We start from the raw sequence: 13,445 nt of genomic DNA, 5'->3' as shown, positions 1-13,445 counted from the left end.
GATGCGGATATGCACCGGGAGATTAATCTCCAAATCGCGCTTGTACTTCGGGCATAGCCATCTCCGGAATCCACTCCGGCTCGTAGGTCAGTTCGACATTGACTGCATGAACCCCTTCGACAGATTCGGCGCTCGCACGAACGGCATCGGTCAGATAACCGGCAGCGGGGCAGCCGGGCGTCGTCGTCGTCATGCTGATATCGACAGTTCCGCCATCACCAATGTCGATACTGTAGATCATGCCAAGGTCAACGAGGTTGAACCCAAGTTCGGGATCGAGCACCAGACGCAGACTTTCGATGATCTGCCTCTCCAGCTGGTCATGTACCGTGTGTTGCATGACGACTACCTCGCGTCTCCAACACGGATCATTATACGATAGGCGGTGCCGGTCTCATCGAAATTGCCGACCCATTCGTGACCGCGGTTTTCGAGTTCGGGAAAGAGGAATAAAGGTTCGCGGTGCAGCAGGGCGAACAGAACCGCGCCTGCAGGCATTTCTTCCACTTCCGCAAGAATGCGCACCATTGGTTCCGGCGGCTGCATGTCCGAACAATCGAGATAGCGTGATGGTTCAGGCCAGACATCCGGTGAACCGACATTGTCCGAGAACCGCAGTTCAGGCGCGGCGTCCATCGCCGGACTGAACAGGACTTGCCAGTCGCCATCCTCCAGCGGCTCCGCATTTGCGGAAAAGCCTTTTCGCTCCATGACACTGAAAAGCGGTGCCGGTTTGAACGGGGCGATCAGCAGGAGGCTTTGTCCCGGCGAAAGACTGTCGACTGCTTCCATAATGGCATTGAACGGTTCCACGCCGCCCTTGATCAGAGGGCGCACGTCCAGCACATGATGCGTGATGTCCTGAACTGAGAGTGTCATTTCGATCTCCTGAGAATTGGTTCACCGGCATAGATGAGATGTGGCAGGGTTGCCCCTTTTGGCAGGCGTAGGCCGTGCGGTACATCGAGAAGCCGCCGGGCGCGGAAGAAGTGCACGATCAATGCAAGGATCGCCACGAGATTCAACGTAATGGCCAAACGAAACACGGTTGGATATTCGGCAATCAAAGCCAGCGTCGCGACGGCAACGCCAGTATAATAAAGAGAGAACCACTGACGTGCGCGACGCTCGCTGACCATGTCCTGCACGCGCGGCGTCGGTGCCCTGCCCATGACAGGACCATAACATTCGAGCCAGGTCAGGAACGGCACGATCTTGTAGAGTTGGGCAAGGCTGAGGCCGGTCAGCCAACCGAAGGCGAACAGATAGATGAGGGCTGCAATCATCGCATCGGTAGTGCCTGTCCAGAACAGGCCAATTGCCAGAAGAAGCGAGAGCCCTAGTGCGATGAAGGCTGGAATACTGGCGGCACTGTTCAATTCTATCGTCTTGCGCTTGCGCTGCCGGTAGATCGTCTGAATATCGACGATATAGAGTGCAATGCAGGCGATTCCGGGAATGAGAGCCGCCGTGACGGCGATTTCGACCGATCCCATTCCCAAGGCGACAACGACAATTCCGACAGCGAGGATGGTCAGGGCAGCAGCGCCTTCCCACCAGATAATTCTGGTTGTTTGTCGCGCAGCATCAGGGGACAACATGAACATTGTCAGCAGTCTGTAGCTTACACCCATAGCTGTGAAAGTCATCCAGCCACCGAGACCAAGCGCGGCGTGAACCGGCAATGCCGCTCCCGCGATATCGAGCAGAACGGCTTGCTCCGTAAAGCCGGAGAGCGCGAAGGTGAAAACACTGCCAAGCAGAGCTGTTGTCATAAGGCAGCAGATGCCTGCCGCAACAAACCGCGCGGGCAGGGCGATTGGGCGAGCGAGCCAGAGCGTCATACCCAGTATGGCGAAAATGGTGGAAAACCCACAGGTCAACAGGATGCCAGAGACCGGAAGCAACCATGCCGGGCTCTCCGTCAGCCCAGCCATGCCCGCAAAACCAATGAGCAGTCCGGACAAGCCTGTCACGAGCAGAAGCAAAGCGGGGAGGCTTGCCCGGCTTCCCCACAGGGATTTGTTCACGAGAACTGGCACAAATTGCAGGAGTGCGCCGCTCATGAGCAGTGCAAGCCATCCAATAGCGATGGCGTGCACAACTATCAGTGTTTCCGCAGCGCGAATTCCATGACCCGGAAAGCCGAAACCGCCTGCCATCAAGGCAAGTCCAAAGACAAGGAAAGCCAGCGAAGCGGTAAAGTAGGATAGGGTCCAACGGGAAAGCGTCGCGCCGATCATCTCAATTCGTCCTGGACGTTGTGCCTACAAGACTTCAGTGATTGCCGCAGGTGCACTCATGGTCAGCACCGTGATGGCCTTTTCGGCGACCGATTTCGACCCGCCACAATGGACCGGTTTCCTTGTAGACCCACGAGAATGCACCCGGATTGCGGGTTTCAAGCTGGTGGCGCAGTGGCACCGGATCGTGATCATTGATGATTTCCAGTGCTTCGCCGGGTTCAAGCGAATCGATCATCGAGAAGATCGTCGCATGTCGCGAAATGGGCGGTATGGTGCGAACATCAATTACGGGGGATAGTGAGACAGGTTCTGCCGACATCTGATTGTTCCGTGGCTGTCAGGCTTCGAAGCATGATGATGACAGCCGCATCATCATTCGAGCCATTCTAGAGTGACAGTCACAAACCGGATTTGTTGTATCTCAAATAAAGCGGGAATTTTCCTTGCGATCGAAGAAGCGTGTGAGCCACCCGGCCCAGTGGCTCAGTTGCAAAAGTTCAAGATGGGGGCGATCACCGGTTGCTTGAGAGTGCCTGCACCAGATCGGTTTCCAGATCTTCCGGATCTTCCAGGCCGATCGAGATGCGAATGAGCTGAGCGCCAATTCCCAGGTGGTTTTTCTGGTCTTCAGGCACAACCGCGTGGGTCAGGGAATATGGATGCTGAATGAGACTTTCCACGCTTCCGAGGCTGACTGCAAAGTGGAAATAACGGGTCGAAGTCAGAATACGTTCGACGCGTGTCAGGTCGCCTGCAACCTCGATAGAAATGACGCAGCCGAAGTTGATCATTTGTTCAGCGGCCAGTTTATGCTGCGGATGGCTGGCAAGGCCAGGATATACAACCTTGGTCAGTCCCAGTTCTTCAGCTCTTTTTTCGAGACTGGTCGCCAGCTTCAGTGCCGTTTCCGATTGCCTTATGCTGCGGATTTCCAGGGTTTTCAGCGAACGGTGCAGAAGAGCGCAATCTGTCGGTGACATGACCGAGCCGAGGGCGTTCTGCAGATAACCAACCCGTTCGGCAAGCTTGGCGGGTGCGTTTGCTGATACCGCGACCACGCCCCCCAAAAGATCCGAATGTCCGTTCAGCATCTTTGTTGCCGAATGTACAACCACATGAATTCCATGATCGATAGGACGCTGGCCTGCCGGCGATGAGAAGGTGCTGTCACAAACCGTAATTGCACCGGCCTGTTTGCCAAGTTCAGCAACCAGCGACAGATCGACAATGCGAAGCGTTGGATTGGACGGGGTCTCAAACCAAAGCAGAGCTGGCTTATGGTCGAGGACAGCCTGGCGCAGTGCAGCTTCGTCGGAAAAATCCACGAAATTCACATTGTGCGCGGCGGTGACTGGTCTGACATCGGCCAGCAGTCGGTAGACACCACCGTAGAGATCGTTATGGGCCAATATCGACGAACCGGCCGGAAGCGCCTCCAGCAATGTTGCGGCCGCGGCAAGCCCGCTCGGGAAAACGAAAGCTGCTGCCGCGCCCTCGAGATCGGCAAGACAGCGTTCGAGACCGTTTCTGGTCGGATTGCCGCTGCGGGTATAGTCGTACCCCTTGCTCGCTCCTATGCCATCCTGCACGTAGGTCGTCGCATGATAGATCGGAGGGATCACGGCTCCGGTCAAAGGGTCAGGTTCCTGACCGACATGGATCGCACGTGTTGCAAAACCGGCCTGATTGCGAGGAGGGTTTCTGGACAATTTTTTGTCTTTCTGAAGTTGGTCTATCGGACCCGGATTGCTTACCAGCTACTCACCGGTTTCATAATATGATTTTCCAGCTCTATCGGGCACATTTCCTTACGCTAGCCAAATTCACGGCTTCTGGCGGCTTTCGGGGTAAGTGCAGTCTCACTCGCCCGCAGGATCAGGTTTGCCCCAACCAGTATCTTTACTGGCGGTTGCGGTTCGGCAGTGTTGATCAAATCGTCGAGCACGGTGACCGCGAGGTTTCCGATTTTCCGTTTGGACACGTCAACCGTTGTGAGACCCGGCTCCATGGTTGCACTTTGCGGCAGATTATCGAAGCCAATCACCGAAACATCGTCAGGAATACGAAGACCCTTGCCCTTCAGTGCGCGGATGAAGCCATAGGCGATGATATCGTTCGTGCAGAAATAGCACTCGGCCAGATCGAGTCCTGAATGCAGCATCGCACAAGTATCGCGATGGGCGCCTTCATAGGTCGATTCAACCGAAAGGATATCGCGCTCCTGAACTTTCAGGTCCAGACGCTGCATATTCTTGAAAAACGCATCGCGACGAAGACGGAAGTTTGTCGTTTCCGTATGACTGGCGACAAAACCGATCCGCGAAAAACCAAGCTGCTTGAAGCGCGACAGAACCTTGAAGACGGCGTCCTCATTGTTCATGTCGACGAAATTGGCTTCAATGACCTCATAAAAGGTATCGATGAAGACTGTGGGCAGGCCAAGGCCCTGGATCATATGGATGTCTGCCGCCGAAAGCTCGGTCCCAAGCGCAATCACACCGCGCACCGGCGCACCGGCAAGCGATTCTGCTACTGCACTGATCGGCTGCCCGTCGAAACTTACCACTTCCAGCGTATAGTTTCGGCGCGTCGCTTCCGAGGACATGCCGTCAATATAATCCGAGACAAAAACACTGTGATCGCGGTTGACCGTCTCGCCATGCTTGGCAATCTTGAGAAAGCGGATCGTCTCCCCGGTGCTTGGCGCAGTTTTTGACGCGCGCGGAACATAGTTCAGTCTGGAAACGGCTTCGAGGACACGTGCACGCGTTTCGCCCGAAATTTCGCCCTTACCGTTGAGCACAAGCGAAACCGTTGCCGGAGAAACGCCGGCAGTCTCTGCGATGTCTCTGATCGTAAAAGACTTTTTCTTTTTCATATGCTCCGCACGATTATAGGAATTCGGTTAAGGACATTGGCTCCGGGATTGAAAACAGCTGCCATTTGTATGGCATCTGCTCTCGGGAACTTCAAATCCGCAATTGGCGCCAGATTCAATATGTTGCCGGTTTTGGTCTCAGATCAAGAATTAACAGGCCCCATCTTTTCAACGGCAAACGTTCGATTTTGCATCCTGATATGAATCATATGTTTAGTAAACAATATGAGCGATAATTAAACCGATTAGGGTAAAATCGATCCACAGGCAACGGAAACTTGCCGATATTGCGCTTGACAGCCGTATGCCATCTCGTCATTTATTTAGTGAATAACAGTTTTGTTTACTAAACGTGGTAGGAGGAGACCATGCAGAAGACAAGCAATCAGCTTGCTATGCTTGTTGTCATCAATCTCGGATTGCTCGCGCTTGGCGCGTATATTTCGGGAGGATCTTTCCTATCCCTGTTCAATCTGCAGTCGATGGCGGGTCAGGTGCCTGAACTCGGGTTGCTGGCAATCGGCGTCATGCTGGCTATGTGCGCTGGCAATGGCGGGATCGATCTTTCGGGTATTGCGCTGGCCAACCTTTCCGGTGTGCTTTCAGCCGTCATCGTTTCGATGTTTATCTCAAGCGCCGAAAACCAGCTTGGCTTCAGCCTTGCCTTCATCGGACTGGCACTGGTGATCGGTCTTGCGGGCGGCATCGTCAATGGAATCCTGATTGCGCGCTTCAACATCACGCCAATCCTCTGCACGCTTGGCACGCAGATGGCGTTTACGGGTCTTGCGGTTGTCGTGTCTGGCGGTCGCGCTGTCATGGTCGGCAGTCCCGATCTTCTGTCGCGCATCGGCAATGACATGTTCCTCGCCGTGCCAATCAGTTTCCTGATCTTCATAGCGGTTGCCTTGCTGATTGCAGCCGTGGTGCGCTTTACCCCTTACGGCTACTGGCTGATGTTGATGGGAACCAATCCAAAAGCCGCTGTCTTCGCTGGCTTCCCGCGTAATGGCGTGCTGATTGCGACCTATGCCACGAGCGGATTTCTCGCAGCAATTGCGGGCATCATCATTGCAGCGCGCAACGTCAACGTGAAGTTCGACTATGGTAGCTCGTATCTGCTGGTCGCCATTCTCATCGCCGTCATGGCGGGCGTGAAGCCTGAAGGTGGTTATGGCCGTGTCATCTGCGTGGTGCTGAGCGCTATTGCTTTGCAGCTCATGTCCAGTCTGCTCAACTTCGGCGGCCTTTCCAACTTCGTCCGCGACTTCGCCTGGGGCCTGCTGCTGCTCGCCTTCCTTGCAGTCGGAAAATACGACATCGCGGGATTCTTTACCCTCGGCAATCGCCAAAAGGGAAACATCGGTGCTCAACCCTCAGGCACCCGAACATAGACTTTGGGGGATGGTAAGTGTGGAGGAAATGATGAAAGCAACAACGAAAAAACTGCTCACCGGAACCATCATTGGTGCAGCGATCGTCGCGGGCAGCGCGGGCACGCTCGTCGCACAGGAAAAGCCGGTCATCGCAACGGTCGTCAAGATCAGTGGTATTCCTTGGTTCGACCGCATGAACACCGGTGTTGAAGCCTATCAGAAGGCCAACCCGGACGTGGTTGCAACGCAGAGCGGACCGGCAACGGCAGACGCAGCACAGCAGCTTCAGATCGTGCAGGATCTCGTTGCCAAGGGCGTTAACGCACTTGCAGTCGTCCCGATGGACCCGGCTGTTCTCGAAGGTACCTTCAAGCGCGCCATGGAACGCGGCATCATTGTTGTGACGCATGAAGCCGACAACCAGGTCAACACCATGGCCGACGTCGAAGCTTTCGATAATGCCGATTACGGCACGGCGCTCAACGAACGTCTGGCAGAATGCATGGGCAAGAGCGGCAAGTGGACCACCTTTGTTGGCTCGCTCGGCAGCCGCACGCATATGCAGTGGGTTGGTTCGGGCGAAGAAAACGCCAAGAAGTATCCTGACATGCAGCTCGTCGATCCGAACAACGAATCCTTCGACGATGCCAACGGCACCTATGAAAAGGCCAAGGAAATCCTGCGCAAGCATCCTGACCTGAAGGGCTTCCAGACCTCTGCCGGTAACGACGTTCTCGGCGTTGGCCGTGCGATCGACGAAGCTGGCCTGAGCGGCAAGGTTTGCCTGGTCGGCACCGGCCTGCCGAACCCATCGGCAGATCTTCTTGAATCCGGCGCCATCACCGCAATCGGCTTCTGGGATCCGCAGAAGGCTGGCATGGCGATGAATGCGGTTGCCAAGCTTCTGCTCGAAAAGAAGGAAGTCAAGGAAGGCACCGACCTCGGCGTTGAAGGCTATAACAAGGTCAGCGTCAAAAAGGGTGCCGGTGAAGGCCTGCTCGTAATCGGTAACGGCATGGTTATCGCTGACAAGGCGACCTACAAGGAACACCTGTTCTAAGAGCGCTGCTACAGGCTGACTGACCATCGTGTGCGGACATCGTTCAGCCGCACGCGGTGGTGTCAAAAGCCCGGATGCTTCACTGCATCCGGGCGCCTGAACCAAACGAACTATCTAAAATCAAGACATTAGCGCGTGGCGAACGAAAGCCAACGGTCCTACAGCCAGCCCAATCGCTTTGGCGAGCGGTGCGGCGACAAAGGAATTTAACGTGTCAACTACGACGAAGAATGGGACGAGCAGCGACCGGTCGCCGGATCGTTTTCTCGAACTGCGCAACATCCATAAGCGGTTTGGCGGCGTTCACGCGCTGCGCGGCATTGATCTGACAATCGATCTTGGCCAGGCCTATCACCTGTTGGGTGAAAATGGCTGCGGCAAGAGCACGGTCATCAAGATCATGTCCGGCGCACATGCACCCAGCGAAGGCGAGATCATTCTCGATGGCAAAACCTATACTTCGCTGAACCCGATCCAGTCGCTGGCAGCCGGTATCGAGACCGTCTATCAGGATCTGTCACTTATCCCCAATCTGACCGTCGCTGAAAACGTAGCGCTGAATGAGCAGCTTGTTGAAGGCAATGGCCGACTGTTCCGCAGTGTCAAGCTTTCGCAGCTCCGCGAAACTGCAGAACGGGCATTGAGCACGGTTGGCCTGCCAACTGACAAAGCCTTTCTACACACAATCGTTTCCGAGCTGCCGCTTGCCATGCGCCAGCTGGTTGCCATCTCACGCGCAATCGCAACCCGTGCCAAGCTCGTCATCATGGATGAACCGACCACATCGCTGACCCGTCGCGAAGTGGACAATCTGATTGAAGTCGTTGAACGCCTGCGCGCAGAACGCGTCGCGGTGCTATTCGTCACCCACAAGCTTGATGAATGCTATCGCATCGGCGGCAATGCAGTCGTCTTCCGCGACGGCCAGTGTGTGGCACAGGGCCCGATCGAAAACTACACCAAAAAGCAGCTCTCCGAGCTGATGATCGGCAGAGAAATTGATGCCGAGCGTTATCGCACGGCACAGCCCGGCGATGCCGAACTGCTTAAACTCGACGGCCTTACCGCATCGGGCTTCAAGGACATTGGCTTTACCCTTCGTAAGGGTGAAATCCTCGGCATTACCGGCCTTGCAGATTCCGGCCGCAACGAGCTGGCCATGGCGATCACAGGCGTTGTACCTGCTGATAGAGGTTCAATCCGCCTCGAAGGTCAGAAGACCGAAGTTAAAAGCCCGGCGGAAGCCATCGAGCGTGGCATTGGCTATGTGCCGGAAGACCGCCTTGCAGAAGGCCTTTTCCTCGACAAGTCGATCTTTCAAAACGAGATCGCTCTGATCTTCAGAAAGCTCTGCAACAGCCTTGGCATCGTCGATCAGAAACAGGGCCGCAACATCGCCGCCTCGCTGATGAAAGAGATGCGGCTGAATACAACCAATCTCGACCTGCCGGTTGGCGCACTTTCGGGCGGCAATCAGCAGCGCGTTTTGATTGGTCGCTGGCTGAGCATTGGCCCCAAGCTTCTGGTGCTGCACGGTCCGACCGTCGGCGTTGATGTGGGATCGAAAGACACAATTTACCGCGCAATTCAGGCGCTGGCCGAAGCTGGCATGGGCCTCATCATCGTCAGCGATGATTTGCCGGAGCTTCTGCAGAATGCAGACCGCATTCTCGTCATGAACTCAGGCAGCATCGTCGCAGAACTGGATGCTGCACAGGCCACCGAAGATCAGCTCTATCAAGCCATGATGTCGTCGCAGAAGGAAGTTGCCTAATGAGTGCGTCGCAGTATCAACAGGATCTGGGTCGAGTCCAATCTTTCAAACTGGGTGACTTCATTCGCAGGCGCCCGGAATCGATCACTTTCTTCCTGCTCGTGGCAATCTGCACGATTGTCTCGATCATCAACCCTGCATTCCTGCAAGCCTCGACACTGATCGATATTGGCCGTGCCAGTGTGGTGATGGGCCTGTTTGCGCTTGGCGTCTTCATCATTCTCGCCGCTGGCGGCATTGATGTTTCCTTTACGGCAATTGCTGCCACGACAGTCTATTCGCTGACGCTTCTGGTGCAGGCCTATATGCCGGAACTGCCGATCATCTTCATCATTCTGATGGCGATTGCGGGCGGTATTTTCCTCGGCGTCCTCAATGGTCTTCTGGTGCATTACCTCAACGTACCGTCACTGATCGTCACCATCGGCACGCAATATCTCTTCCGTGGCTTCCTGCTGGCCTTTGTCGGCACGGTCTGGATCATGTCCCTGCCCCCGACAATGAGCGCCTTCGGTCGCCTGCCGCTGTTCCAGTTTGAATCGGCGACCGGTGCCACCATCACCATGCCATTCTACTTTCTGGTGCTGCCTGCGGCTGCAATCCTGACCTGGTGGATATTGAACCGCACTTTGATGGGCCGCGCGATTTTTGCGATGGGTGGTAACAGCCAGATCGCAAGCCGCCTCGGCTATAATCTACGCACCATCCATATCTTCCTGTTCGGCTATGCAGGTGGTCTGGCCGGCCTTGCAGGCATCATCCATGTCTGCGCCAATCGCCAGTCGAGCCCTTTCGATTTTGTCGGAACCGAAATTGCGGTCATCGCCGCTGTGGTTCTCGGTGGTGCACGCATCACCGGTGGCACCGGCACCGTCTTCGGCACCCTTCTTGGCGTGCTGCTCATCACCGTCATCAACAGTGTTCTCGTGCTCGTCGGCATCCCCAGCACATGGCAGCGTCTCGTCGTCGGCTGCTTCATCCTGCTGGCTGCTGCCTTCTTCGTCACCCGCCAACGCAAGAAATAACCCGATACTCTCAAGAGGAAATCATGAAGAAATTCCTGAACGATCCCGTCAATTTCGTGGATGAGATGCTCGAAGGCATCTATCGGGCGCATCCCGAGCTTACCTTTGTCGATAATGACAAGCGTTGCATGGTCACAGCCAATACCAAATCCGGCAAGGTCGGCATTGCAACAGGCGGCGGCTCCGGCCACCTGCCGCTGTTCCTCGGCTATATCGGTGAAGGCATGATCGATGGAGCAGCTGTCGGCGGCGTCTTCCAATCGCCAAGCTCGGAACAGATGTATCAGGTCACCAAGGCTATCGATCAGGGCGCTGGCGTTCTTTACATCTATGGCAACTACAGCGGCGACATCATCAATTTTGATATGGCTGCAGAACTTGCCGATCTTGATGGCATTGCAGTCAAACAGGTTGTCGGCAATGATGATGTGGCGTCCTCCGTTGTCGGCGAAGAACACAAACGTCGCGGCGTTGCCGGTATCTTTTTTGTCTACAAGGCAGCCGGTGCAGCTGCAGCCAACGGTCTGTCGCTTGATGAAGTAACACGCCTTGCCGACAAGGCACGTCTGCGCACCCGCACCATGGGCGTTGCGCTTTCCAGCTGTGTTGTGCCGGAAATCGGTCACGCCACCTTCTCCATCGGCGAAGATGAAATGGAAATCGGCATGGGCATCCATGGCGAACCCGGCATCAGCCGCAAGAAGCTTGCCAGTGCCGACGCCGTTATCGACGAGCTGATGGAACGTATTTTCGCCGAGCAGACCTATGCCAAGGGCGATGAAGTTGCCGTGCTGGTCAATGGTCTTGGCGGCACACCACTGGAAGAACTTTACATCATGTTCCGTCGCGTTTCGCAGCTCTTTGACGAGCGTGGCGTCAAGGTCAAGCATGTCTGGATCGGCGAGTTTGCCACTTCCATGGAAATGGCTGGCGCGTCAGTTTCCGTGCTGCATCTCGATGACGAATTGGAACCGCTGGTTGCCGCTTCCGCCAACACCCCATTCTTCAAGCATTTTGCGGGTTGAGGTGCAGTCATGAACGTCATCACAGCATCTGATCTGATCAATCTCTTCGACAGCTGGAAGCAGCTTTTTGCAGAACAGCGCGAATTCCTTATCGCGCTGGACGGTAAGGTTGGCGACAGCGATCTCGGCATCACCATGAGCAAGGCCTTTGCAGCAGCGGCAGAGGCTGTCCATGTGGAAGGTGAAGCTGCAGGCATCGCGAAGCTTCTGCGCACAGCTGGCGCCACCATGGCGCGCGTTGCGCCATCGACCATGGGTACGCTGACCGCAACGGGCTTCCTGCGTGCAAGCAAGGCCTGCGATGGTATCGACGAGTTGGGCACTGCAGAGATTGCCGCCTTCTGGCGTGCCTATCGCGATGGTATCGCCGAGCGCGGCAAGGCAAAGGTTGGCGACAAGACACTTCTCGATGTGCTTGATCCAATCGCCGTAACGCTTGAAGCACAAGCATCAGCGGGTGCCTCACTTACTGATGCGCTTGCAGCCGCAGCCAAAGCTGCAGAAGATGCGCTTGAAGCAACCAAAACGATGGTTGCCCAGCACGGCAAGGCCGCAGCTTTTCAGGAAAAGACCATCGGTCTTCAGGATGCAGGCGCAACTGTCGGTATGCTGCTGATCACCAGCATGTCGGCTTTCGTTTCGGCAAACACATAAGAAGATCAGCGAATGGCTGATAAAGTTCTGCCCACGACGAAGACTCTGGTCCTCCGACTCTTTATCAGCTGATCGGCCCTTCACAATCTGAAGGAAATGTTGGCAGACCCCGACATCGCGCTAAACCACTTGGTTACGCATCGTCGGGTTCTGATTGCTAGCCGGAGCCGGTTTGAAAGGCATTGGCGAAGCTGATTCCATTCTACAAGGAAAACCTCTGAGCATGACCAAACGGCCGCCACGCATAGTGGCGGCAGCCTTGCAATTGCAAACGAGCAGCGGTTCGAGATGCATATCTGCGTCAGCAGATCGTAAACGACTGCCGCTGGACAAGCGTGAATCCGCTACCTCCTCCATCTGGAATAATTGTCTGAACCTAACTGATGGTCGAAACCTCTTTGACAAGCCAGTCGCGGAAGAGCTGCAACGCCGGGTTGGAGGCAATGTTTTCGTGGCTGCATATAAATTTGTAGGATTCTTTGGGCTCGAAATATCGCTCGGACACGATGCAGAGGCTTCTGCGCTGCACGTCGTTTTCGACCAGAGGCCGATGAGAAAAACCAATGCCCTGTCCGGAACGAGCAGCCGCCAACAATGTGTGTTGGTCGTCAAAAAAGAGGTTTGAATTGGCGGTTAGATCATCAAATCCGTGGTGGGATATCCATCTTTTCCAGTCGTTTACGTCCCGATAATGCAAGCGAGGAATGTCAGGGTTCACGAGAAGATCTTCTGGATTTGTCACATTGGCCAGAAGTGAGGGGCTGCAGACAGGCACCAGTTTTTCTTTTAGAAGTTCGATGTTGTACATGCCTGCAGGCGGATGCAGACAATACTTTATCTGTGCGTCTTCTCTATCCTGAGCGATGGAATCTATATCGAGATTATTCAGGTGAAGCTGGATGCCTGGATTTTGCTTCAAGAAGCCAGCAATCCTGCTTGCGATCACTTCCATTGCGAAAAAAGGACCGGCGCGAACCCGGAGAATTTGGGTCTTGTTGTCCTGTCCGATCAGCGTCGTAACCGCGCCGATTTCATCAAATGCCCGAGCACAAACCTCCAGCAGCAGCGCACCTTCTGCGGTAACGGATACACCGCGCGAGCCGCGAATAAGCAACTGACAACCCAAAGCCTGTTCCAGAAGCTTGACTTGATGGCTCACAGCACCCTGACTGACTGCAAGCTCTTCTGCGGCGGCAGTGAAGCTTTGACAATGCGAAACGGCTTCAAAAGCCCTTAAGGCTCTCAAGCTTGGGAGTTTTCGCCGCTTCGCCCTTGACGTCATAACACTATGAATTTTTCTAATACCATTGAATAGATCTTTTGCATTGATCGACCCTCGGCACAAGCATAATCGTCAATAAACAAAAAAACGCCCCTGGGTGTTTGAGCTCTGCTGTTCCTGATCAT

General features: G+C 55.1%; 13 protein-coding genes. 6 read left to right on the top strand and 7 right to left on the bottom strand.

Annotated features, from left to right (window positions below):
• Positions 1–22: 22 nt before the first annotated feature.
• From OANT_RS22585 to OANT_RS22560, 6 genes are all read right to left on the bottom strand, one after another.
• On the bottom strand, positions 23–340 hold the full coding sequence (locus OANT_RS22585) for a metal-sulfur cluster assembly factor (protein WP_012093659.1): 318 nt from the start codon (positions 338–340) through the stop codon (positions 23–25).
• 5 nt (positions 341–345) lie between these two features.
• Entirely contained in the window at positions 346–879 is a 534-nt protein-coding gene (locus tag OANT_RS22580; RefSeq protein ID WP_012093658.1) for a DUF2249 domain-containing protein, read from the bottom strand.
• Positions 876–2,243 carry a hypothetical protein gene (locus tag OANT_RS22575; protein ID WP_012093657.1) on the bottom strand — a complete coding sequence of 456 codons (1,368 nt, stop codon included), beginning with the start codon at positions 2,241–2,243 and terminating at the stop codon, positions 876–878. The genes OANT_RS22580 and OANT_RS22575 overlap by 4 nt, the downstream gene beginning before the upstream one ends.
• 34 nt (positions 2,244–2,277) lie before the next feature.
• A complete protein-coding gene (locus OANT_RS22570) occupies positions 2,278–2,565 on the bottom strand; it encodes a DUF2249 domain-containing protein (protein WP_010660618.1) in 288 nt (95 codons plus the stop codon).
• Between the two features lie 193 nt (positions 2,566–2,758).
• Positions 2,759–3,955 (bottom strand): trans-sulfuration enzyme family protein, encoded by a 1,197-nt coding sequence (locus OANT_RS22565; RefSeq protein ID WP_012093656.1) that lies wholly within the window; start codon positions 3,953–3,955, stop codon positions 2,759–2,761.
• 104 nt (positions 3,956–4,059) lie between these two features.
• On the bottom strand, positions 4,060–5,124 hold the full coding sequence (locus tag OANT_RS22560; RefSeq protein WP_012093655.1) for a LacI family DNA-binding transcriptional regulator: 1,065 nt from the start codon (positions 5,122–5,124) through the stop codon (positions 4,060–4,062).
• A gap of 368 nt (positions 5,125–5,492) precedes the next feature.
• On the opposite strand from OANT_RS22560, the gene OANT_RS22555 reads away from it, so the two are divergent.
• The 6 genes from OANT_RS22555 to OANT_RS22530 all read left to right on the top strand — a co-directional run bounded on the left by OANT_RS22555 (position 5,493) and on the right by OANT_RS22530 (position 12,038).
• Positions 5,493–6,518, top strand: a complete 1,026-nt coding sequence (locus tag OANT_RS22555) for an ABC transporter permease (RefSeq protein WP_012093654.1) — start codon at positions 5,493–5,495, stop codon at positions 6,516–6,518.
• 31 nt (positions 6,519–6,549) lie between these two features.
• The gene (locus OANT_RS22550) at positions 6,550–7,560 is read left to right on the top strand and encodes a substrate-binding domain-containing protein (protein WP_012093653.1); all 1,011 of its coding nucleotides are present in this window, start codon (positions 6,550–6,552) and stop codon (positions 7,558–7,560) included.
• A gap of 211 nt (positions 7,561–7,771) precedes the next feature.
• Positions 7,772–9,334 (top strand): sugar ABC transporter ATP-binding protein, encoded by a 1,563-nt coding sequence (locus tag OANT_RS22545; protein WP_012093652.1) that lies wholly within the window; start codon positions 7,772–7,774, stop codon positions 9,332–9,334.
• Complete coding sequence (locus OANT_RS22540) at positions 9,334–10,359, top strand: ABC transporter permease (protein ID WP_012093651.1); 1,026 nt, start codon at positions 9,334–9,336, stop codon at positions 10,357–10,359. Before OANT_RS22545 ends, OANT_RS22540 begins: the two co-directional genes overlap by 1 nt.
• A gap of 23 nt (positions 10,360–10,382) precedes the next feature.
• A complete protein-coding gene (locus OANT_RS22535) occupies positions 10,383–11,384 on the top strand; it encodes a dihydroxyacetone kinase subunit DhaK (RefSeq protein ID WP_010660625.1) in 1,002 nt (333 codons plus the stop codon).
• A gap of 9 nt (positions 11,385–11,393) precedes the next feature.
• A complete protein-coding gene (locus OANT_RS22530) occupies positions 11,394–12,038 on the top strand; it encodes a dihydroxyacetone kinase family protein (RefSeq protein WP_012093650.1) in 645 nt (214 codons plus the stop codon).
• Positions 12,039–12,414: 376 nt separating this feature from the next.
• Here OANT_RS22530 and OANT_RS22525 read toward each other — a convergent pair whose 3' ends face one another.
• Positions 12,415–13,284: a LysR family transcriptional regulator gene (locus tag OANT_RS22525; protein ID WP_235823031.1), complete on the bottom strand. Its 870-nt coding sequence runs from the start codon at positions 13,282–13,284 to the stop codon at positions 12,415–12,417.
• Between the last annotated feature and the right edge of the window lie 161 nt (positions 13,285–13,445).

Source organism: Brucella anthropi ATCC 49188, assembly GCF_000017405.1.
Taxonomy (GTDB): Bacteria; Pseudomonadota; Alphaproteobacteria; order Rhizobiales; family Rhizobiaceae; genus Brucella; species Brucella anthropi.
Note: the sequence above shows the minus strand (reverse complement) of the source record. Positions and strands in the feature narration are given on the sequence as shown.

What these genes read in the sequence shown, in the direction of transcription:
- OANT_RS22585 (WP_012093659.1), bottom strand. Translation starts at nt 340, where the DNA reads ATGCAACACACGGTACATGACCAGCTGGAGAGGCAGATCATCGAAAGT.
- OANT_RS22580 (WP_012093658.1), bottom strand. Translation starts at nt 879, where the DNA reads ATGACACTCTCAGTTCAGGACATCACGCATCATGTGCTGGACGTGCGC.
- OANT_RS22575 (WP_012093657.1), bottom strand. Translation starts at nt 2,243, where the DNA reads ATGATCGGCGCGACGCTTTCCCGTTGGACCCTATCCTACTTTACCGCT.
- OANT_RS22570 (WP_010660618.1), bottom strand. Translation starts at nt 2,565, where the DNA reads ATGTCGGCAGAACCTGTCTCACTATCCCCCGTAATTGATGTTCGCACC.
- OANT_RS22560 (WP_012093655.1), bottom strand. Translation starts at nt 5,124, where the DNA reads ATGAAAAAGAAAAAGTCTTTTACGATCAGAGACATCGCAGAGACTGCC.
- OANT_RS22555 (WP_012093654.1), top strand. Translation starts at nt 5,493, where the DNA reads ATGCAGAAGACAAGCAATCAGCTTGCTATGCTTGTTGTCATCAATCTC.
- OANT_RS22550 (WP_012093653.1), top strand. Translation starts at nt 6,550, where the DNA reads ATGAAAGCAACAACGAAAAAACTGCTCACCGGAACCATCATTGGTGCA.
- OANT_RS22540 (WP_012093651.1), top strand. Translation starts at nt 9,334, where the DNA reads ATGAGTGCGTCGCAGTATCAACAGGATCTGGGTCGAGTCCAATCTTTC.
- OANT_RS22535 (WP_010660625.1), top strand. Translation starts at nt 10,383, where the DNA reads ATGAAGAAATTCCTGAACGATCCCGTCAATTTCGTGGATGAGATGCTC.
- OANT_RS22530 (WP_012093650.1), top strand. Translation starts at nt 11,394, where the DNA reads ATGAACGTCATCACAGCATCTGATCTGATCAATCTCTTCGACAGCTGG.